General features: G+C 56.1%; 18 protein-coding genes and 1 tRNA gene. 14 read left to right on the top strand and 5 right to left on the bottom strand.

Annotated features, from left to right (window positions below):
- Positions 1–1,233: a glycosyltransferase 87 family protein gene (locus L6966_RS09800; protein ID WP_237233292.1), complete on the bottom strand. Its 1,233-nt coding sequence runs from the start codon at positions 1,231–1,233 to the stop codon at positions 1–3.
- 63 nt (positions 1,234–1,296) lie between these two features.
- Between L6966_RS09800 and rsmA the strand changes: the two genes are divergently transcribed.
- The 5 genes from rsmA to L6966_RS09775 all read left to right on the top strand — a co-directional run bounded on the left by rsmA (position 1,297) and on the right by L6966_RS09775 (position 7,171).
- Positions 1,297–2,223, top strand: a complete 927-nt coding sequence (rsmA, locus tag L6966_RS09795) for a 16S rRNA (adenine(1518)-N(6)/adenine(1519)-N(6))-dimethyltransferase RsmA (RefSeq protein WP_180377913.1) — start codon at positions 1,297–1,299, stop codon at positions 2,221–2,223.
- The gene (locus tag L6966_RS09790; protein ID WP_237224112.1) at positions 2,220–3,125 is read left to right on the top strand and encodes a GHMP family kinase ATP-binding protein; all 906 of its coding nucleotides are present in this window, start codon (positions 2,220–2,222) and stop codon (positions 3,123–3,125) included. Before rsmA ends, L6966_RS09790 begins: the two co-directional genes overlap by 4 nt.
- 206 nt (positions 3,126–3,331) lie before the next feature.
- Positions 3,332–5,116 (top strand): ABC transporter ATP-binding protein, encoded by a 1,785-nt coding sequence (locus L6966_RS09785; protein WP_237224113.1) that lies wholly within the window; start codon positions 3,332–3,334, stop codon positions 5,114–5,116.
- Positions 5,116–6,294 carry a glycosyltransferase gene (locus tag L6966_RS09780; RefSeq protein WP_237233291.1) on the top strand — a complete coding sequence of 393 codons (1,179 nt, stop codon included), beginning with the start codon at positions 5,116–5,118 and terminating at the stop codon, positions 6,292–6,294. The genes L6966_RS09785 and L6966_RS09780 overlap by 1 nt, the downstream gene beginning before the upstream one ends.
- A complete protein-coding gene (locus L6966_RS09775) occupies positions 6,287–7,171 on the top strand; it encodes a glycosyltransferase family 2 protein (protein ID WP_237233290.1) in 885 nt (294 codons plus the stop codon). Before L6966_RS09780 ends, L6966_RS09775 begins: the two co-directional genes overlap by 8 nt.
- Here the strand turns inward: L6966_RS09775 and L6966_RS09770 are convergent.
- The 4 genes from L6966_RS09770 to L6966_RS09755 form a co-directional block, all read right to left on the bottom strand.
- A complete protein-coding gene (locus tag L6966_RS09770) occupies positions 7,074–8,102 on the bottom strand; it encodes a glycosyltransferase family A protein (RefSeq protein WP_237233289.1) in 1,029 nt (342 codons plus the stop codon). The two genes, L6966_RS09775 and L6966_RS09770, sit on opposite strands and share 98 nt — an antisense overlap.
- A gap of 53 nt (positions 8,103–8,155) precedes the next feature.
- The gene (locus L6966_RS09765; protein WP_237224116.1) at positions 8,156–9,184 is read right to left on the bottom strand and encodes a glycosyltransferase family protein; all 1,029 of its coding nucleotides are present in this window, start codon (positions 9,182–9,184) and stop codon (positions 8,156–8,158) included.
- A gap of 92 nt (positions 9,185–9,276) precedes the next feature.
- Complete coding sequence (locus tag L6966_RS09760) at positions 9,277–9,939, bottom strand: alpha-1,2-fucosyltransferase (RefSeq protein ID WP_237224117.1); 663 nt, start codon at positions 9,937–9,939, stop codon at positions 9,277–9,279.
- 187 nt (positions 9,940–10,126) lie between these two features.
- Positions 10,127–11,956 carry an ABC-F family ATP-binding cassette domain-containing protein gene (locus L6966_RS09755; RefSeq protein ID WP_237233288.1) on the bottom strand — a complete coding sequence of 610 codons (1,830 nt, stop codon included), beginning with the start codon at positions 11,954–11,956 and terminating at the stop codon, positions 10,127–10,129.
- 306 nt (positions 11,957–12,262) lie between these two features.
- Between L6966_RS09755 and L6966_RS09750 the strand changes: the two genes are divergently transcribed.
- The 9 genes from L6966_RS09750 (at position 12,263) to L6966_RS09710 (ending at position 20,771) form a co-directional block, all read left to right on the top strand.
- Positions 12,263–12,757 (top strand): arsenate reductase/protein-tyrosine-phosphatase family protein, encoded by a 495-nt coding sequence (locus L6966_RS09750; RefSeq protein WP_180377905.1) that lies wholly within the window; start codon positions 12,263–12,265, stop codon positions 12,755–12,757.
- Between the two features lie 132 nt (positions 12,758–12,889).
- Positions 12,890–12,961 (top strand) — tRNA-Gln (locus L6966_RS09745).
- Positions 12,962–13,013: 52 nt separating this feature from the next.
- Positions 13,014–14,498, top strand: coding sequence for a bifunctional UDP-N-acetylglucosamine diphosphorylase/glucosamine-1-phosphate N-acetyltransferase GlmU (glmU, locus tag L6966_RS09740; RefSeq protein ID WP_257618071.1), 1,485 nt, complete (start codon positions 13,014–13,016; stop codon positions 14,496–14,498).
- Between the two features lie 5 nt (positions 14,499–14,503).
- On the top strand, positions 14,504–15,487 hold the full coding sequence (locus tag L6966_RS09735; protein WP_083093308.1) for a ribose-phosphate diphosphokinase: 984 nt from the start codon (positions 14,504–14,506) through the stop codon (positions 15,485–15,487).
- Positions 15,488–15,808: 321 nt separating this feature from the next.
- Positions 15,809–16,909, top strand: coding sequence for a glycosyltransferase family 4 protein (locus tag L6966_RS09730; RefSeq protein ID WP_237233287.1), 1,101 nt, complete (start codon positions 15,809–15,811; stop codon positions 16,907–16,909).
- A 111-nt stretch (positions 16,910–17,020) separates the two neighbouring features.
- Positions 17,021–17,938, top strand: coding sequence for a glycosyltransferase family 2 protein (locus tag L6966_RS09725; protein ID WP_237233286.1), 918 nt, complete (start codon positions 17,021–17,023; stop codon positions 17,936–17,938).
- Positions 17,939–18,946 (top strand): CgeB family protein, encoded by a 1,008-nt coding sequence (locus tag L6966_RS09720; protein ID WP_083093314.1) that lies wholly within the window; start codon positions 17,939–17,941, stop codon positions 18,944–18,946.
- Positions 18,937–20,019: an RNA-binding protein gene (locus L6966_RS09715; RefSeq protein ID WP_237233285.1), complete on the top strand. Its 1,083-nt coding sequence runs from the start codon at positions 18,937–18,939 to the stop codon at positions 20,017–20,019. Before L6966_RS09720 ends, L6966_RS09715 begins: the two co-directional genes overlap by 10 nt.
- A 5-nt stretch (positions 20,020–20,024) precedes the next feature.
- Entirely contained in the window at positions 20,025–20,771 is a 747-nt protein-coding gene (locus L6966_RS09710) for an acylneuraminate cytidylyltransferase family protein (RefSeq protein WP_237233284.1), read from the top strand.
- Position 20,772 lies beyond the last annotated feature (1 nt).

The raw sequence follows: 20,772 nt of genomic DNA, 5'->3' as shown, positions 1-20,772 counted from the left end.
CTAGGCCGGTAGGGGGCTAGCTGGGTGCCTCTTGGCCCCAAACCAGAGGTAGGCAGCTGCCCATACCACCGGCAGGGCATGTAGCAGTGCCAGGAGCTCAGGCCATTCGTTGCCACCCCAGTCGTACCCTCCAAACCAGACGGCAAAAGGCAGAGAGAAAATCAGGGTACCTGCCGCTGCCAGGAACAGGTACTCGGCTCGGGCGCTCCTCCAGCCGTAGAGGGCCGAAAAGATGAGAAGGGTTACGAACCAGACCCAGTGATGGGTCCACGAGATAGGCGAGAGCAGCAGCCCCAGCACCGCCACGCAGGAGGCCGCCCCCAGGTAGCCCCCACCGGCGTCCTGGTGGGCAAGGACGCGCACCGCCCGGTAGGCCAGCACGAGCGCGGCGAGAGCGGTGAGGGTAAACAGTAGGCCGGTGAGCCAGGCCGGGAAGAGCATGGACCACGTGCCCAACAGGTTGTAATTGAGAGCACCGGTCACCGAGCCAATGCGTGAGGACTCAAAGATTTTCTGGGTGAAATACTCGCGGGCTACCTCAAAGTCGACGGCGAAACTGAGCACAATAGATGCCAGCCCGGTACCGATAAAACGGGTCAGAGACTTCCAGTCCCGGGTGGCTAGAAAGAATAGCCCAAAGATGGCGGGGGTGAGCTTGATGCAGGCGGTCAGAGCGATGAGCACACCGTGCCAGCGGGTGTTCTTCAGGTAGATGACGTCGCTGAGAATCAGTAGCACCAGAAAGAGGTTAATCTGGCCGAGCTCCATGTTGAAGCGAATGGGAAAGAAGGTCAGTAGCAGGGGAGTGAGCCAGAGGCCCGCTGCCAGAGCCGGGCGACCGGTAACACCCATACCACGGCAGGATAGGTAGACCAGGGTGACCAGGGCTGCCACATTGAGTACCAGAAATATCGGCCCGGCAGTCTCAGCACTCGTGAGCAGGACGAAGGGGGCAAAGACAAGCGCGGCAAAAGGCGGGTAGGTGAAGCCGTAAATCTCTTCTGGCGGCAGAGCCCAGTTGTAGAGCTGCCCAGTATCCAGCCAGTGCTCCACCCCACCGTAGTAAACCTGCAGATCGAAGAATTCGCGGGGCACCATCTTATCGTCCCAGAGAAAGGGGTAGAGGCTGATAAGGGTGAGCGCGCCCGCAGCAGCCAGGGCGGCGTTGCCGGTCAAGGCCCGGGTGAGGGCTACGAAGGCAGGACGCGTGGTGGCGGTAGGTGCGGTAGACATGGGTTCCCTGAAGCTTGGGGTGTTGGTACGAAGTCTGATTCTACCGGTGTGCAGGCACAACAGATGCATAACCTGTGCGTCTGCTCAACCGGTAAGCTAGAGCCTGTGACTGAACAGCAACTCCTTGGCCCTCAAGAAATCCGTGACCTGGCCGCAAAGCTCGGTATACGCCCCACCAAGACCCTGGGGCAGAATTTTGTGATTGACCCCAACACCATTCGCCGTATTATTGCCACTGCCAACATTCACCCCGATGAAACTGTGGTTGAAGTGGGCCCCGGCCTGGGCTCTCTCACCCTGGGTATTCTGGATGCAGCCCGCCATGTGGTTGCTGTGGAGATTGACCCACCCCTGGCAGAGCAGCTACCCCACACTATCGCCACCTGGCGCCCCGGCTCAGAAGACCGCATTGACGTGGTGCTTTCAGATGCCATGAAAGTCACTGAGCTGCCCCGCACCCCGCACGCCCTGGTTGCCAACCTGCCCTATAACGTTGCCGTGCCCGTGCTCCTGCACATGTTCGCGTCCTTTCCCTCCATCAGGCATGCCCTGGTCATGGTTCAGGACGAGGTTGCCGACCGCCTGGCAGCCCAGCCCGGCTCCAAGACCTACGGTGTGCCCTCGGTCAAGGCCAACTGGTTCGCTCAGGTAGACAAGGCCGGTGTGATAGGAACTAACGTTTTCTGGCCCGCTCCTAAAATTAGATCAGGCCTGGTCGCACTCACCCGCCGTGAAGAGCTACTCTCAGAACTACCGCGCGAAGAAATTTTCACCGTGATTGACGCTGCTTTCGCTCAGCGCCGTAAGACGCTACGAGCCGCGCTCGCGGGCTGGGCCGGTTCAGCTGCCCGCGCGGGTACCGTGCTTGAGGCGGCCGGTATTGACCCGCAGCTACGCGGTGAGAAGCTCGATATTTTTGATTTCATCAAGATTGCTGAGGCTGCCCGTACCGTGCCTGTAGAACCTCTCGCTCAGAGGGGTGAGCTATGACTACCGTATCTGCCACCGCTCCGGGTAAGGTCAACCTCTACTTTGCGGTGGGCCCACTGCGCGCAGACGGCTACCATGAGGTTGCCTCCCTCTATGCAGCTACCGATGTGCTGGAGCGCGTGACTATCACCACCGCTCGTGAGCCCGGCATCGCCCAGTCTCTGAGCGTTGCCCCGGGTTCTCCGGTAGCTCAGCAGGTCTCTGTGGGAGCTTTCGACCCGGCTGAGGTGCCTCTCGATGCCACCAATCTGGCTTACCGCGGCGCGGAGGCGGTACTGGCTGAGCAGGGTCTGGCCCCTGCGGACGTCGCCGTGCAGCTTCACATTGAAAAAGCTGTGCCGGTGGCTGGCGGTATGGGGGGTGGATCAGCTGACGCTGCTGCGGCTATGAAGGCTATGAACTCCTACCTGCTTCAAGCCCAGCTAGTAGCCGAGAGCGTCAGCGCTGAACGGCTGCTGGAGCTTGCTGCTCCGCTGGGTGCGGACGTTCCCTTTGCCCTGGTGGGTGGGCTGGCTGTGGGTACCGGTGCCGGGGAAAAGCTCACCCCTATTGATGTTCCAGAGGGAGTGGCTCCATTGCAGTTCGGCTTTATTCCCTCGGTAGCAGGGTTATCGACCCCCGCAGTTTTTAAAGAGTTGGACGCTGGCCGCGCTGCTGGCCGTTACCCTGCCCCGAGCGCAGAACTTGAGGTTCCCCCCAAGCTTTGCGAGGCACTTACTTCGCGAGCGCCGCTAGCTGACAGGCTGCCTCTGATTGCTTCTTTGCTACGCAACGATTTGGCTGCTCCTGCGGTTACTCTGTTACCTGAACTAGCAGGAACCCTGGCTAGCGCTGCGGCGGAGTCGCAGGCTGCAGTTAGCTTTGTGTCTGGATCGGGGCCCACAGTTGTATACATCTCGTAGGTGTGCGGTGAAGACCTAGCCGGGTACCCTGCCTACGCGGGTAGAATGGTTGGGGTACTCGTCTATGAGTCTTACTTCAAAGGGGTAATTTCAGGGCGCTGTGGGGTTCTTACCCGGGCACTCTATCCGAGCTGGTCACTTTGCTGTGAGCCAGTGGCACCTCAACCCTGATGAATAAGCCTCAAATATCACGCACCGTAGGGGTCATGTTAGCTAATATTCGTAACCTGTTTTATCTGGTTGATTTTCCGGTTAAAGCTAAACTCATTTTTTCTGTGATTGGCGCATTTGCTGTTTCCTTGCTTGAAATCGCAGGGGTTCTAGCCACCTATCCGCTTCTGCTTCTTGCTTCAGGTCAGCCCGCAGATACAGGAATTTTGGCTTTTGTATCGAATATCCTAGGTAGGCAAGATCGCCAGCAGCTCATTCTTTACATAGCTGGTGCCGTCATCGCTGCCTTTATTGTGAAGGCCATTTTCACCCTTGGGTTTAGGTGGTGGCAGATTGGGTTTATCAATGAGATGGAGAAAAGTGCCAGAACAACGCTACTCCGGTCGTACCTTGATGCTCCCTATGCTGACCACAAAAAACAGGATTTATCGAAAATTCACACCACCTTGGCGAGTGCCGTAGGGCAGGCGTACAGCCAAACTATTTTTGGTGGGCTTAGCTTCATGACCAGTGTGCTGACCATTATTATGATGGTGCTGGTGACTCTCTTTATCTCGCCGGTCATCGCGTTGTTCGCCTTTTGTATCTTTGCCGGTGTGGGGTATGTTCTGCCCATGCTTCTGCGCCGCAAACTGATAGACATCAGCCACCTATTTCTCAAGGCTGACCATATCTCGTGGTTCGCATCGATGCCGGCGCTTGAGGCCTTTAGAGAGATGCGGCTTTTTGCTGTTGGCGACAGGTTTGTTGAGAAATATGCTGAGGGAGCGTCCCTGCGTGCCGTTGGAAGCCGGCAGCAGGGAGTAATCAATGAACTGCCTAAGAACATCATGGAAATAGTGTTTGTGGTGAGCATTGCAGGCCTCGCAATTTTTCTCTTCTCAACTAAAGATCAGGCCGAAGCTGTTGCTACCATGGGTGTTTTCACGGTGGCGGCAGTACGGGTTATGCCCGCAGTTAATTCAGCGATAGCCTCTCTCAACGCTGTACGGGTGGGTGCCTCCGGCGTCACTACCCTCAATCGCGAGATCGCCTATTTTAAGAACATGGAGAGCTACTCTGAGCTACCAAGTTCGGGTACCCGTTACGAAGGTGACGTTGAGGTGCAGGGGGTCACTTTTAAGTACAGCCCTGATGAGAGGTCGGTGCTCGATAAGGTATCCATCACTATCCCGGCCCGCCGTACTGTCGCGTTCGTAGGCTCAAGTGGTTCGGGTAAGTCCACGTTGGTAGATATCGTGTTGGGTATGTTGAAACCAACGTCCGGCAGGGTCTTGTGCGGCGGGAATTCTATCCATGATGATTTGAAGTCCTGGCAGTCACAACTGGGCGTTGTACCTCAAAGCGTCTACGTTTTACCCGGTTCTTTGAAGCTCAATGTTGCTTTTGGTCTTGCTGAAAGTGAGATTGATGAGCAGAGGGTGCACCAGGCTCTACAGTATGCAGAGCTGGGGGATCTCTTGTCTTCCCTGCCTCAGGGGATTGATGAGGATTTGGGGCAGGACGGTAGCAGGCTTTCGGGGGGCCAACGGCAGCGGCTAGGTATCGCCCGCGCCCTCTACCGTAATCCCAGCCTGCTGGTGCTTGATGAGGCGACCTCTGCTCTAGATAATAAGACCGAACATAAGATCACTCAGACAATTGACCGTTTGTCTGGTGAAATGACAATTATTATGGTGGCCCATCGCCTTTCAACCATCAGGAAGGCAGATGTTATCTACTACATGAAGAACGGTAAGATTATTGATCAGGGGAACTTTGAGGAGCTGATACGTAAGGTCCCAGAGTTTGAAGAGCTTGTAAATTTGGGGAAGCTTTAGTGAAGTATTCTGTTGTCATTATTTCAAACGGTGTGCCGAAAATAGAGCCTACGAGTGCAGGTGAGCGGCTGATTCGCGAGCTTTACTTTGCTCTCAAGGCGGTGGGGCACACTCCCATCATTTTTTCTGCACAGCCTCTTAACGGAGAAGCAGAGTCATACGACGTTGACCATATTTTTATTCGGGTCAATTCTGATTCCCGTTTTACCCATATTCGTAATCTCTATAATAGTTGGTCGCCCAATAGACAGCTTCTCAAAGGAATCAAGGCTAACAGTGCGGCGCTGTCTATTCTTCAACAGGCACGCATCGTTGATTTACAGTGGTCTTCTAACCTACTTCTTGCCCCTTGGATCAAAAGGCTGAACCCACAGGCGCAGGTTATAGGCACCTTTCACGATATTAGTGAGCAGAGGTTTAAACGGAGGGGCAGAAGTGAGCGCAACCCTGTGAAAGCGCTGTACTGGCGTGCCCTGGCCGTCGCCGCCAGTGCTTCTGAGAATTTTTATTCTAGATCCTTAGACACCCTGGTCACTCTCTCTGATAAAGATTTCCATCTGCTTGCTCTTGAGCCCGGTTTCAGGGAATCATGCCAGGTTATATTACCTCCCGTATACACAACACGGGCTCTGCCTCAGAGGCAGGCCGATGACTCGACCATACTTTTTGTGGGCACCATGTATCGGTGGGAAAACCACGAGGCGGTGGAATGGTTTATTCGTGAAATCTTGCCCGGCGTCTGGAAAAAGAAACCGCATGCACGTTTACTGGTCGCTGGAGAAAGCCCCTCGGCGGACCTAGTAGCTCTTGGCTCAGACGCGCGGATTGAGTTCTTGGGATTTGTTGATGACGTGGAGCCTCTCTACGCCCGAGCGGCTCTTGTTGTTGCCCCTATCAGGTTAGGGAGCGGAGTGAAGTTCAAAACCCTCGATGCTATTCTGCGTGGCATCCCAGTTGTCTCTACGAACGCGGGAATTGAGGGCATAGCGCGAGTAGGCTGGATATCAAAACTGGCAAATAGTGCTGACTCTTTTACACAGGCTGTGATTGATGTTCTCAGCGCCCCAGAGGTCTATGCTGAAAAAGCGAAAGTTTCTTGTGACGAGGCGAAGTCTCTCTACTCGTCAGAAGCCTATCGGAACCGCATTGCTCAAGTATACGGGAGGGGAGATGAATAATTTCTCCGTTGTTATTCCCGCCTATAACGCTGAGGACTATCTGACAGAGCAGCTTGAGGCTCTCCTGCGGGGAACGGTTGAGGTGCCCGAAATTATCATTTCAGATAACGGATCTACCGACTCTACTAAAAATATTGCCCTCAGCTTTTCTGAGAAACACAAAAATATCACTTATGTGGACTCTGGCCAGCGGCAGGGCCCCAACTACGCGCGCAACAGGGGGATTCACGCAGCAAAAAATGATGTGATTCTTCTGTGCGACGCTGACGATATCGTGGCAGAGACGTGGGCTGAGAAACTGGTGCAGGCTCTTGAGAGCGCCGATGTGGTGGGGAGCGGCTACTATCACTATCGCTTTAATGAGGTGTCTGGCCGCTATGAGACTGGCTCTGCCTCGTGCGAGCAACCGCATGTGTTCAACGGCCGTGTGTACTCCCTGAGCTGCAGCATGGGTATGACCAGGGCAGCTTTTGCGGCAGTCGGTGGGTTTGATGAATCCTATGTCGGCGGGCATGAAGAAGTAGATTTTTGTTTGCGGGCTTCTGCGGCGGGGTTGGCGCAGGGGTGGGTGGCAGAACCTCTGATTCAGTACCGGCAGCGTTTGTCTGCACGGGGTTTAGCTCGCCAGTCACGCCTCTATGGGCGTACCTGGGTGCAGTTAGCTGAAAATTTTTCACCCGAGTTTGATGACCAGGTGCCAGGCCTTAAGCTCATGCTACGAAAGGTGCTGACGGCTATGCCCGGGTCTTTTCTTCAACGGCAGCGCACCTGGGATCAGATTAGGGGGTTTTGGTGGAACGTTGGTGTTCTAGAGGGAGTGATTCGCTACCGCTGGTTGGGTGGCCAGCCTCCCCGGCAGGTTGGTGCGGCGAGGTAAGGCCCACCCCGATTCCGCGTCTGACTCTTCTGGCTACAGAAAACACAACCTTGCCGTGAAAGTAGCCTCTGGCAACAACCTGCCGCATTCTAATATCTTCTTGGGCAATACCGGGTTTGAGGAGCCTTAAGCAAGGGAGCGCCACATGGGTTTTAGCCAGGTTGAAGAGTGATTTTTCGAGCTCAGGGTTGGCGGTGGAGTACACCGCTGAGAGCCAGGCGCGGGCGTAGGCACCCTGACGAGCTCGCAAGAGTTGGTCCGAGAGACCGGTGCGAATACGGTAGCCAATGACTGAATGGACCAGTATGGGGACTGGGCGGCCCGTAGCCTGTATTCGCAACGCAAACTCGTCGTCGTCCGCCTGGGCAGGTGCAGCAACATCAAGGCCTCCGAGCTTATAGAAGAGCTCCTTACTGATACCAAAATTTCCCCCGAGCAAAACAGGCTGCTGGTTTTCGCGTAGAACCAGCTCTGCACCCCGCCCGCGCCAATCAAAGATATCTCGTGTCTCGCTCACGGTACTGGGGTAGCTGTAGTCGTTGATATTTTCAGCTATGCCCGTAAAAACAGGGGTCGATTCAAAAGCTTTGAGCGCCGCATCAAGCCAGTAGTAACCAACCACATCGTCAGCATCGCAAAAGAGCAGGTAATCTGCGTGAGCATACCGGGCGGCGACGTTACGGGCATAGTTCGCGTTAGCCAGGTGAGAAGAATCAACAACAGAGACCGATCCGAGGTGCGGGGGTAGGCGTTCAGCTGCAAATTGTTCAACGACGGCCCGTGTGCGGTCCGTTGAACCGTTGTCAGAAACAATCACCTGAATTTGTGCCGGGGTTTCACCGTCGCTGTACTGATTAAAGAGTGATTCGAGAGTGAGCGCGATGGTACTTTCTGCGTTATGAGCCGGGATGATGACACTAGCCTGGTACATGGGGGAATCTACCTAGTATTTTGTTTTAGGGGAGGGGGAGTGAGAGAAGGCTGCTATATCCAGCCTCTTCTTGCGAAGGCTTTTTCTATAGCCGTCCACATGTCAATATACTTGAGGTTGGCGTGAACGTGGTGAGCTGCCCGCGCACCTATGGCCCTTCGATGTTCGGGGCTTTGTGCTAAATCGGTGATAGCCCTTCGCCACCCTTCAACGTCTCCTTGGCCAATAAAACAGGCCGTGTCGTCGCTAAAGTAGTAGCGCATTGCCCGGGAATCCGTCAGAAGCAGGGCAGCCCCCGTGGCGGCAGCTTCTAAGGCGACCGTTTGCCCGGTAGGGTAGGCCAGTTCAACGGTGGGCACTGCAACCATATCTGATGAGTGCAAGACCTCAATATAGGCTTCAAAGGGAACGGTGCCGTGAAAGCGCACGTTCTCGGGCAGGTCGATACCCTCGATGATTTCGGGTCGAGTGTAGAGATTAAGCTCAATAGAGAGAGGCCGAACTGCTTCAATCAGAGTCCTGTAGTCTCTACCCCGATCAAACCCCAGGGCTGAAAGCTGGAGGGGCCGTTGCGCGCCCGCCTCATATGAAAAGAGTTCAGGGGCGAACCCGAAGTTGACGCTTTCGACCCTATCCTCAGCGAACCCCGAGTCAACCAGAATATCTATCTGGTTGCCACTCAAAACAAAGTTAAGATCAACCCCGGCATATGTTTTAACGAGCTGTGCTCTCTCACTCTGGGGCAGGTGGCGGATTTCTTCGGCTAACCAGCATGAAATCATGGCTAAGGGAGTGTTAGCGAAGGGCGGTATTTTCTTCTGTTTGAGCAGTGAAGGAAAAACAGCGAAACTCTCAAGAAAACAAAAAAGTACGTCGGCTGACGCTATACGCGGCACGGAGCGGACGGCCTTGTCTAAGGGGAACCCTAACCTGTGCTCAAGCACGTCCCTGAGCTTGATATGGGCTGGAGTGTGAGCGCTAGGGACTTCTAGTAAGGAATGCCCGAGCTCTCGGGACATAAGATCTATGCCGTAGGGGCCATCACTTGCTTTGCCTCCGCAGAGGACTGCTATCTTTGCCATCTCGGCTCTTTCTTGGTATTCATCGGTTTTGCTCGCTATTCCGTGGCACAGGTAATGGTGGGTGAGGGAGGCTTTTTGAATAAGCCTCACCGCTACTCACTGATTTCAACGACCGCCCATGACCGGTCAAAGCGCTCCCTGTTATAGCTGCCGTCAGGGTTCTTGAAGTGGTAGGGAGGGGCGAGTACCAGGCGCTGGGGGTTGAGCGTGTCACCCAGGTGCCCACCCCAAAAGGAGAAGGTTGAATTGGCAAGGACGAGGGCGGGCGCGGCGGTGAGCAGGGCCAGGTCGTCGAACATGTCCTGCCGGTTGTGGTTGTAGAAAACCTCACCGGGGATGAGCGGGGTGATATATTCCTGGCACCAGCCAATATCATCTGATACAAGGCAGAAACGTGTGTAGCTCTCTGGTAGCAGACCGAGCGCAGCAACCACGTATTTTTCGTTGTCAAGGCCGTACTGGTCAATGAGGTGCTGGTGCTGATAGTAGTCACCGCGGCGAATATTAATCAGGCAGGTTTTTTCACCGAGTAAGGCCCTGTAGCCTTCTACCTTGGCCATGAAAGCCGGCGACGATTCTAGAAGCTCTCGGCAGAAGTTCTGGAGTTGTTCTGCGGTGAAGTCACGCCCCAGAATATCTGGCGATGTACCGTTCCAGGCAGAGAGCAAACGATGGGGGAGCTTTGGGCGGACAGAGTATTTTTTGAGCCAGGGGAACTGCTCAAACCACACGAGAATACGTTCACGCTCTTGCACCCTGGTTTGTATTCCTCGGCCTTCCTGGTTATATGCATACAACCAGTAGTAAAGAAAATTGCCGCCGTTAATGAGGGGCGATGCGTGCTGAATTTCGGGGTAACCTAGAGCCCGACCGAGGGGCAGAAACACAGTCTGTTTTAAAAAATTTCTGGGGTTCACAAAACTATTATCCCAATTATGAGGCTTACCCAACAATCTCGCTCAGCTCTATCCACCGCATCTCTAGCCCGTCAATTTCGTCCTGAACGGACTGCCGCTCTGCTGAAAGCGCTGCCAGCCCCTCGTAATCCGAGTGGTGATGCTCTGCCATTTTTTCATCGAGCCTGGCCTTTTGGTCGGCGAGTTTGCCGAGCTTACGGTCAATCTGGTTGATTTCCTTCTGAGCCGCTCGTATCTCTGCCCCGCTGGCCTTGGGCACAGAATCTGTAGTGGCGGTTCCCTGCTTGCCCAGGGGTGAGGAGTCCACAGCCCGGGTAGATGGTGCGTCAGCTGCCGCCACCGAGAGTTGTAGGTACTCGTCTACCCCGCCGGGTAGGTGCCGCACATGCCCATCTATGAGGGCGTACTGCTGGTCGGTCACACGCTCCATCAGGTAGCGGTCGTGTGAAACTACGAGCAGGGTGCCTGGCCAGGTATCTAGCAGGTCCTCCATAGCTGCCAACATATCGGTGTCGAGGTCATTGGAAGGCTCATCGAGAATGAGCACATTGGGCTCATCAAGCAGAATCAGGAGTAACTGTAGGCGGCGCTTCTGACCGCCTGAAAGATCCTTCACCGGCGTAGCAAGCTGGGCTGAGGTGAACCCCAGGCGCTCCAAAAGCTGACCGGGGGTCATCTCCTTGCCCCCGGCAACGTACGAGGTGCGTCTACGCCCAATCACGTCTGAAACACGGTCGTTCTCAACTTCGCGTAGCTCGTCCAGCTGCTGGGTCAGGGTGGCAACTTTGACTGTTGTGCCGCGCTTTACCCGCCCCCGCGTGGGGGTAACTGCTCCGGTGACCAGGCCTAGTAGAGTCGATTTGCCGGCCCCGTTCACGCCCATGATTCCGGTACGTTCGCCCGGTGCAATGCGCCAGGTTACCCTCTTCAGCACCTCCTTAGCCCCTTCCGGGGAGTGGGCATCGGGGTAGCTGACGTCCACATCCTCTATATCCACCACGTCCTTGCCCAGGCGCGAAACCGCCATCTGCGTCAGCTCAACCTTGTTGCGCACCGGGGGCACATCGGCGATGAGGGCGTTGGCGGCATCTATACGGAACTTGGGCTTGGACGTCCGCGCCGGTGCGCCACGGCGTAGCCAGGCCAGCTCCTTGCGCATGAGGTTCTGACGTTTAGCTTCGGTGGCAGCGGCCTGGCGGTCACGTTCCACCCGCTGCAGAATATAGGCCGCGTAGCCTCCCTCGAAGGGTTCAACGAGCCCATCGTGAACCTCCCAGGTCTTGGTGCAAATTTCGTCGAGGAACCAGCGGTCGTGGGTGACTGTGAGTAGCCCCCCGGAATTTTTGGGCCAGCGGCCCTTGAGGTGGTTGGCCAGCCAGGTGATAGCTTCAACGTCAAGGTGGTTGGTGGGCTCATCGAGCATCAGGACGTCCCAGTCGCCAGCCAGCAGGGCCGCGAGAGAAACGCGCCGCCGCTGACCGCCGGAGAGCGAACCTACGGGGGCCTCCCAGCTGAGGTCAGAGACGAGCCCAGCGATAACATCGCGGATTTTAGCGTCAGAGGCCCACCGGTACTCGGGTGTATCACCCACGATAGCCTGGCCTACGGTCAAGGCGTCATCAAGTGTATCGGTCTGGGTCAGAAAGCCAATACGTGTGCCCGACCGGGCGGTTACCTTACCTGAGTCGGGCGCTAACCTGCCGCCCAGTAGTGCAAGCAGGGTTGATTTGCCGTCACCGTTGCGGCCTACAATGCCAATACGGTCGCCCTCATTCAGGCCAATGGTAATGCCCTCAAAGATAGTTCGGGTAGGAAATTCGATGTGCAGGTCTTCGCCGCCAAGTAGATGTGCCACCCTTCTAGGCTACAAGGTCGGTAATTTACCTGCCACTTCGTGTTATTTTGCACATAAAATGCCGGTGAAAGTGTCTACATTCTGATAGGCGCATGCGAGAACTGCGGGTAGAATTCATACATTGAACGAGGTGGCAGTAGCCACTGTGCTAGTCAACTGGGCTTTTGTATAAGTCTTGAGGAAAAGTTTTCAGAATTAGATTGGAGCGGCATGGCGCAGTTCAATGTGGGGTCTCTGCTGAGAAAGAGAGCACCCGCACCGGCTGAGGAACGCTCAGATAGCCCCACCCACAAAAAAATTTTGTTTGTGTGCACGGGTAATATTGCGCGCTCTGCTTCCGCCCAGTATCTGGCGAATCAGCTTTCGAGCCCTGAGTCGGCCTGGCGTTTCGATAGCGCTGGTACCGGAGCCGTTGTAGGAGCGGGGGTGGCCCCCCACATTGACCGTGAACTTGCCGCACGCGGTGTTCAGTTTCAGAACCATCGGGCTAAGCAGGTCACGGGTGCGCTTCTTGCCGAATCAACACTGGTTCTGGTCATGGAAAAGGAACACCTGAACTGGCTTGTGAGGGAGTGGCCGCAGTACCGGTCAAAGATTCATCTATTGAAGCAGATGGCGCGGGTCAAAGCACACACCGGTAGGCGCACTGACCCTGTCTCCTTCATGTACCGACTAGATGAGTCTCCGCTGAAAGAAGACGGGATAGCTGACCCCTATCAGAGGGGGCCTCAAGCGGCTCGTGTGGCTGTGGAAGAGGTTGAGGGGGCACTCACTAAAATCATCCCCTGGCTTGGCACCTGACCCTACTGTAGCTATCTAACCTATCGAGACGTTGGGCGTAGCTGTTTCGTTCTGAGGCCAAGACTTGGTAGTATCGTGATTCGTTCATTGCGTGCGCCGTCACCCGGCGGGTGCGATGTGTGTAATAGACAATCCGCCATGGTGTAATTGGCAACACAGCGGCCTTTGGAGCCGTTATTCAAGGTTCGAGTCCTTGTGGCGGAGCTCAAGACCCCTACCATCTCGCAAGCTACAGGGGGTCTCGTTTGCTCAAGGAGTGCCCCTCGTGACCGCTGTTGCTTCAGTTCCATCTGCTGTTATCGTTCTAGCTGCTGGAGCTGGAACCCGCATGAAATCTGCTACCCCTAAGGTGATGCATACCCTCGGCGGGCGTTCCATGGTTGAGCACGCAGTTGCTGTAGCTCGTGAGTTAGAGCCAGAGAACCTGGCGGTCGTCGTTCGTCATCAGCGCGATAAGGTCGCAGCTCATGTGACAGACTTTGACCCAGAGGTCACCATTGTTGACCAGGACGAGGTTCCCGGCACCGGGCGCGCCGTCGAAGTGGGTCTGCTGGGCTTGGATGCCCACTCGGGTGAGGTTGAGGGCACCGTGGTGGTGACCTACGGCGACGTTCCCCTGCTGAAGGCCGAGACTCTGCGCCAGCTCATTGCCTTCCACGAAGAAGGGAGGAACGCCGTCACTGTTCTGACCACCCACATTGAAGATCCCGGTTCCTACGGGCGCATCGTCCGCAATGAAGCTGGTGAGGTCACCGCTATCGTTGAGGCCAAGGACGCTACCGATGAGCAGCTAGCAATCACCGAAATAAACTCCGGTATTTACGCTTTTGACGCGAAGGTTCTGCGTGATTCGCTGACCCGCGTCACCACCGATAACGCCCAGGGTGAGAAGTACATCACCGATGTGCTGTCTATCGCCCGTGAAGACGGCTACCGCACCAGCGCACTCGATATTGAAGACCGCTGGGAGGTAGAGGGGGCGAACGACCGTGTTCAGCTGGCTCAGCTGGGGCGTAAGCTCAACGACCGTATTACCCACGCGCACATGGTTGCTGGCGTAACAATTGTTGATCCCGAGTCCACCTGGATTGATGTCACCGTCACCCTTGAGAACGATGTGACCATTTTGCCCGGCACCCACCTGCGAGGCACCACCCATATAGCCACCGGATCCGTCATTGGCCCGGATACCACCCTGACCAATGTTCGGGTGGGTGAGAAGGTCACCGTCTCTCGGACTGAGGGGTCAGATTCAGAGATTGCTACCGGTGCCACCGTGGGTCCTTTCGCCTATCTGCGCCCCGGCACCAAGCTAGGCCCCCAGGGCAAAATCGGCACTTTCGTGGAGACTAAAAACGCCGAAATTGGCGCGGGCTCTAAACTTCCTCACCTTTCCTACGCGGGAGACGTAACCATCGGGGAGAATTCTAATATTGGTGCGGCCTCGGTCTTTGTTAACTACGACGGCGTGAACAAGCACCGCTCAACGGTGGGTAATAATGTTCGCATGGGTTCAGACAACATGTATGTCGCACCCGTACATATCGGTGACGGGGCGTATTCTGGAGCTGGAACCGTGATTCGCAAGGACGTCCCCGCTGGCGCCCTAGCAATTAACGAGGCCCCTCAGCGCAATATTGAGCGTTGGGTTATTACACAAAGAGCAGGTACTGAGGCCGCAGAGGCAGCGCAGGCTGCGCTTGATGCGGAGTCGACCGAATCAGTTAAGGAAAGCGAATAGCAGTAATGACTGAGATTACGAATCCAGGTGAAAAGAAGATGGCCTTGGTCTCAGGCCGCGCCCACCCTGAGCTTGCTGAGCAGATTGCAGCAGAACTGGGGAATGAGGTTCTTCCTTCATCTGCCTATACCTTCGCCAACGGTGAGACCTATGTTCGGTTTAACGAATCGGTGCGAGGTAAGGACGCTTTCGTGATCCAGTCGCACCCGGCGCCGATTAACGATGCCATCATGGAGCAACTGATTATGATTGACTCGCTTAAGCGAGCCTCAGCACGCTCTATTACTGTTGTTTCGCCTTTTTACCCCTACGCCCGCCAGGATAAGAAGCATAAGGGCCGTGAGCCTATCTCAGCTCGCCTGGTTTCTGATTTGTATAAGACCGCTGGCGCTGACCGTCTGATGAGTGTTGATCTTCACACCGCCCAGATTCAGGGTTTCTTCGACGGGCCGGTGGACCATCTGATGGCTATTCCTCTGCTCGCTGAGTATGTGGCTAGTAAGGTTGATACCGGCAACGTCACCGTGGTGTCGCCTGATACCGGGCGTGTGCGTGTAGCTGAGCAGTGGGCCGAGTTGTTGGGGGGTGCCCCTCTGGCGTTCGTCCATAAAACCCGCGATGTTAACGTGCCTAACCAGGCTGTATCAAAGACCGTTGTGGGCGATATTGAGGGCCGCACCTGTGTGCTCATCGATGACATGATTGACACCGGCGGCACGATTGCTGGCGCTGTTCGCGTTCTTAAGGAGAACGGCGCTAAGGACGTCATCATTGCGGCCACCCACGCGGTCTTTTCTGACCCTGCCGCCGAGCGCTTGGGTAACTGCGGTGCCAGTGAGGTTGTTGTTACGAATACCTTGCCGTTGAAACCCGAGCAGGTGTTCGATAATCTCACTGTTCTGTCAATTGCGCCCTTGCTGGCGCGCGCTATCAAAGAAGTTTTTGATGAAGGGTCAGTGACCAGCCTGTTTGATGGGCGAGCGAATTAGGCGTTTTGTAGAGGCTTAATAAATTACTGGTTGGGATCATGTGTAGAAGAGATACGTATGATCCCAATATTTTATGCTGAGGCCTATTCACAAGTCCGATAGCGGAAGGGGGGTGGCAGAAAGGTGAACTGGCTGGGTCTGGCAAGCTTGCGACCCAGTCCGTGAACCAGGCAAAAGGGTGAGTACACTGTTGCCGTGCCCGAAGCTTTCGTAGAGACTTTTGAATAAACCTCAGCGGGCACAGTCAAAAACACTTGCACTGAGGCAGCAAGCGGTAGCCTGGCCACCGCACCGGGTATCTACCAACGAGGAGTCACCTAGATGAAAATCGGAGTCCTATCATCATGGAACATGAACGATCCGGCCGCCTGGTCTGGGGTCGTCATGCCCGCGGTACAAGCTCTGCGAGAGCGAGCAGACATTGTTCCCCTGCCCGTCCCACATACCAACGACGCCGCCATTGACCGTTTACTCACCCGGCTCTACGGGCGCTCAGGAACCGTCTATCTACCGGGGGACGCCCTCGCCACCACCTACCGAAAATCCCGTCAGGTGCGCACAATGATCAAGGATCACCGGGTAGACGCCGTCATATCACTGGCAGCGTCAAAAGAATCGCTGGGGGTCCCCAGTAATATCCCCCTGGTGCAGGTAACAGACTCCTCCTTTTCGGCGGTAATCGAGGGGTACTTCAATACCAAAAAAATATCGCGACTCTCCTTACACCAAGGCAGGCTGCTCGACCGTCTCGTAGCAAAAAAATCGGCGCACTACTGTGTGGCAAGCGAATGGTCGGCTCAAAAGCTCATGGAAGACGCCAACCTACCGCCCCACCGCATAACGGTAGCTCCCTTCGGGCCCGGGATCTCCCCTGCCGCACGCGCGCAAGGTAGCAGAACAACAGGTAGCCCCGGGCTAGCAATCCTCTTTATCGGATCCAACTGGGAACGCAAAGGCGGCGACCGGGCACTAGAAATTTTTAGCCGAGCTCGGGCCCTCAGGCCAGACCTCACCATGACCGTGGTAGGAGCCCCCGGTACAGAAGCGCCAGCGGGAGTGACCTACCGGCCAAAGATGCCCCGGGCTGACCTGTCAGAACTCTACCTATCACACGACCTCCTGCTCGAGCCCACCCACGCGAGTGCAGGCGGTGTAGTAGTCACCGACGCCCTCAACCACGGCCTACCCGTAATTTCAACTAAGGTGGGTGGAATACCTACACTGGTTAGAGACGGTTATACGGGATGGCTGGTTGAAGAGCGGAACACGATTCAAGAGGCTACACAGCTCTTGACGCGCCTGAGCCGCGAAGAAATCGAGGTAGCTTCGGTACAGGCCCGTAAGGACGCAGAAACCAGGCTGACCTGGGCCGTATGGGCCGATGCTGTTATTACCGTTTGTAAAAATACCGTTCGACGCTGAGGCTTATTCATAAGGTTTTTCTCGTGGCATCTACCGGTTCGTAGCGAGCGAGAGCCCGGGAGCTAAGAATTAATACTTTTGAAGAGGTCTCACCTGATGTAAGGAGGGTTGATGCCGGTACTTTCAGCCGTCATCCCTTTCTATGGTGACCCCACCGACACCCTAGGGCTCATAGAGCAAATTAAAGCTCAGAGCGCCGATGTGCCTCTTGAGATAATCGTCTCAGACGATGCCTCACCCATGCCCTTCCCCCGGGTAGACGGTGTGGCCCTCGTGCGCCGGGAAGCCAACGGCGGGTTCGGTGCCAACGTCAATTCTGGGGTTGCAGCGGCAACCGGCCTGTGGGTTCTGATTCTCAACAGTGATTTGACTTTGCCGCCTACCTTTCTCGTCGATATGCTCTCAGCTGCCGAAGAAGAAACCCGCAGAACCGGACGAGGAGTTATGCTCAGCCCACAGATTACCGGTCACAACGGTGAATCACAGTGGGTCGGCCGGGCCTTCCCGAGAACCCGTCACCATGCCTGGGAATGGTTCACCCCCGCAGCCCGCCTGCGCCCTACCCGCCTCTGGCATGCTCTGGTGGGGCACGACTTGGCCTGCACCACTGGCAACCGGGCAGAACCTGACTGGCTCATGGGGGCCTGCATGATGCTCCGCCGTGAAGACTTCAACGCGGTAGGGGGGATGGACGAACGTTTCTTTATGAACAGCGAAGAAACCGACCTGCAGCGTCGGCTAGCTACCCGCGGTATCAAACGGATCTTCCGTGGCGATATAGTTGTAGAACATGTTGGAGGTGGCTCATCCGGAGCTTCTGCTCAGCGTCGCCAATGGGTACTCGACTCCCGCTTTATCTATAACGCAAAATGGAACAAAGGTAAGCATTTAGCTACCGCGTTGAGAGCTGTAACTGTTGCTAACTTCCTCTTCAACTCCATCAGAGCGCTCTGTAACCGGGCTGTTACCCCTCTTGCGACACTCCGCGAAGAACTGACATATATCAAGAAAGCAGAAAACAAACGATAAATGGTAGAAAAACTCCTCATCATCAGCCCTGCTTTCCACGGCTATTGCTATTCCATTGCCAGCGGCTTTAAAGAGCTTGGCTATGAGGTTACCGTGCACCGCTATGACGCCTTCGACACCGTCAAAGACAAGATTCGCAATAAAGCCCTCTACGAGTTACCCTCCAAAGTCGGTTTTGACGGGCAAAAAATGGCAGAAAGAGCGGCTACAGTCAGGGCCCTACAGGTGCTCAAAGAAGTCAACCCCGATCGGCTCATCGTCATCAAAGCAGACACCTTGGGCGATATTTTCTGGCAGGCCGTTACAGACCGCAAAATCCCCTATATTCTCTGGCTCTATGACGACCTCAAACGTCACCGCTATACCCGGGGATTTCTTCGTCAGCTCCCTACCGTGGTCAGCTACGCCCGTTCTGAGGCTGAAGAGCTCGCTGCCGCCGGTATTAACGCCCACTTCGTAGCTAACGGCTACGACCCTGCCCTGGCAGACTTCCCGAACACCCGCGTCCCCGAGATTGTCTTTGTGGGCTCTCGCTACAAGAACCGTGAGACGATGATGCTCGCTTTGGCGGACGCCGGTGTACCGGTCCGTGTCTACGGGCGGGGCTGGTCACACCACCCCTTTGACCGCATGCGCACCTGGGAGTTTAAGCGCCCTGACCTGCCCGCTGAACGTGATATTCCGCTAGCTGATGCCTACCGGGTACAGGCTGCCGCCGCTGGTGCGCTCAACGTTCACGGCCTGCAGGCTGGCCTTGCCATGCGCACTTTCGAGGTGCCCGGCATGAACGGCCTACAGCTCATTGACCGCCCAGACGTTGAAGAATTCTACGATATCGGCACTGAGGTACTGCTCTACCAGAGCACCGGTGAGCTGATTGAGCTGTGCCAGCGTATTATCGCTGACCCCAGCTGGAGTAACTCAATTCGAGCCGCCGGCCTGGCCCGCAGCCAGGCTGAACACACCTTTTTTCACCGTGCACAGAAAATGGATACCCTATGGGCCTAAAATTTCCTGAAGATTTAGAAGCCTGGCAGAAATGGCAGCTGACGAGTAAGCCTGAACGCAGAGCCAAGGAAATGCTCAAGGCGCTGCACAATGTGCTCCCGGCAGCTTCTGGTGGTAGTAGAAACACCGAAACCGTTCAACCGCTGGCCGGTGCGCTCCACACCCGGGGGCAGAACCCTCAGGTTCTGGTGGCCCTTGATTCGACGTCGCCCACCTCCCTGAACTCGCTCGTTCGCCCCCTCGAATATCTCGCCCACCTCCCCCTAGCGGTGTGGGCGCCGGAGGACCTTACAGCTCACCTGCCCGGGGAGGGGTGGGCGCGCAAGACGCTGGTAGAGAGCGAACTGAATACAGAGCTACCCAACCTCAAGCTGGCAGTGGCACTGGGGCATTATATGGCCTGGGGCTCCTCGGCCTACCGTCTGGCCCAGCGCGCAGGAGCCCGCTTCGTTACCGTGCAACACGGCCTGCACACCCCCTATGCGCCCCCGCTCGCTCACGGAACCCACCTGCTAGCCTTCAGCCAAAAGGACGCAGAGTTCTGGATCTCAGGGCGGGCTGACGTGACCCACGATGTGGTCGGTTCTCAGCTCTTCTGGGAGGCGGCACAGAAGCCCGTAACTGAGCTAGAAGACACTCCGTTACCCCCTGTCTTTCTAGGGCAGATGCACGGCGCCGAGCTGCCACGGGCCTCCTTGATGCGTGCCAGCATAAAATTTACCCGAGACAACGGCGCAATCTACCGCCCCCACCCCAGCGAGAAAGATAAACTATCCCGCTTAACTCACGGCCTTATGGGTAAACTAGGTATTGAGATTGATCGCTCGCAGCAACCCCTCAACCAGGTGAACAACCCGGTTGTGTCGATATTCTCAACCGGCGTGCTAGAAGCTGCCCTCCGCGGAGTCCCCGCGTGGGTCTATCACCCCAACCCTCCCGCCTGGGTCACCGAGTTTTGGCAACGTTATGGAATGAACCAGTGGGGGAGCGAACCTACCCCTGCCCCGCAGCTACCTGACCGGGAGCCCGCGCAGCAGATAGCTGAACGTCTTACTCAATTACTGGAGAACTAAGAAACATGCGCATCCTCTGCGTCATACCCGTTCGCGGCGGCTCCAAAGGAATCCCCCGTAAAAACCTCAAGCCTATCGCAGGCAAACCCCTCGTCGCCTGGACGATTGAACAGGCACTCGCAGCCAAGGCCGCCTTGAGCCGAGAACATCAGATGGACGTACTGGTCTCGACCGATGACGCAGAACTGGCGGAGCTTGCCCGCGAGTATGGGGCCGAGGTGCCCTTTATGCGCCCAGCTCACCTGGCAGAAGATACAACCGCCACGGAGCCGGTAGTCGAGCATGCCATCGAATTTTATACTGGGGTGGGCCGCCGCCCTGATGCCGTCATGCTACTGCAGGCTACCTCACCCGTCCGCCTGCCGGGCACCCTAGAACGAGCCGTCAGCCAGTTTGCGGCCTCAGATGCAGACTCTATGGTGGGTGTTATCCCCATTGGCCCCTTCATCTGGGCAGCCACGGAGCCACCGACCGCTCAGTACGAGGTCACGGCCCGCCCCCGCCGCCAGGAATTGACCCGCGAGACCTTCCGCTACCGTGAGAACGGTTCCCTGTACATCACTAGCACCGAACTCTATGAGACGCTCCATAATCGTCTGGGTGGTAAAATAGAGCTCTTTATGCTTGATGAGATAGAGGGCGTAGATATTGATGCCCCCATTGACTTTTCGGTTGCCGAGCACCAACTTTTAGCGACCATGAACACAGCAGAAACTAGCAACGCAGAAAACGCAGAAAACGCAGAAAACTAAA

Origin of the sequence: Rothia nasisuis (genome assembly GCF_928381405.1) — a bacterium.
Classification (GTDB): domain Bacteria; phylum Actinomycetota; class Actinomycetes; order Actinomycetales; family Micrococcaceae; genus Rothia; species Rothia nasisuis.
This window is presented reverse-complemented; position numbering and strand designations above follow the sequence as displayed.

Bases quoted from the DNA above. Each gene is read 5' to 3' on its own strand.
- L6966_RS09800 (WP_237233292.1), bottom strand. From the start codon at position 1,233: ATGTCTACCGCACCTACCGCCACCACGCGTCCTGCCTTCGTAGCCCTC.
- rsmA (WP_180377913.1), top strand. From the start codon at position 1,297: ATGCATAACCTGTGCGTCTGCTCAACCGGTAAGCTAGAGCCTGTGACT.
- L6966_RS09790 (WP_237224112.1), top strand. From the start codon at position 2,220: ATGACTACCGTATCTGCCACCGCTCCGGGTAAGGTCAACCTCTACTTT.
- L6966_RS09785 (WP_237224113.1), top strand. From the start codon at position 3,332: ATGTTAGCTAATATTCGTAACCTGTTTTATCTGGTTGATTTTCCGGTT.
- L6966_RS09775 (WP_237233290.1), top strand. From the start codon at position 6,287: ATGAATAATTTCTCCGTTGTTATTCCCGCCTATAACGCTGAGGACTAT.
- L6966_RS09770 (WP_237233289.1), bottom strand. From the start codon at position 8,102: ATGTACCAGGCTAGTGTCATCATCCCGGCTCATAACGCAGAAAGTACC.
- L6966_RS09765 (WP_237224116.1), bottom strand. From the start codon at position 9,184: ATGGCAAAGATAGCAGTCCTCTGCGGAGGCAAAGCAAGTGATGGCCCC.
- L6966_RS09735 (WP_083093308.1), top strand. From the start codon at position 14,504: ATGACTGAGATTACGAATCCAGGTGAAAAGAAGATGGCCTTGGTCTCA.
- L6966_RS09730 (WP_237233287.1), top strand. From the start codon at position 15,809: ATGAAAATCGGAGTCCTATCATCATGGAACATGAACGATCCGGCCGCC.
- L6966_RS09725 (WP_237233286.1), top strand. From the start codon at position 17,021: ATGCCGGTACTTTCAGCCGTCATCCCTTTCTATGGTGACCCCACCGAC.
- L6966_RS09720 (WP_083093314.1), top strand. From the start codon at position 17,939: ATGGTAGAAAAACTCCTCATCATCAGCCCTGCTTTCCACGGCTATTGC.
- L6966_RS09715 (WP_237233285.1), top strand. From the start codon at position 18,937: ATGGGCCTAAAATTTCCTGAAGATTTAGAAGCCTGGCAGAAATGGCAG.
- L6966_RS09710 (WP_237233284.1), top strand. From the start codon at position 20,025: ATGCGCATCCTCTGCGTCATACCCGTTCGCGGCGGCTCCAAAGGAATC.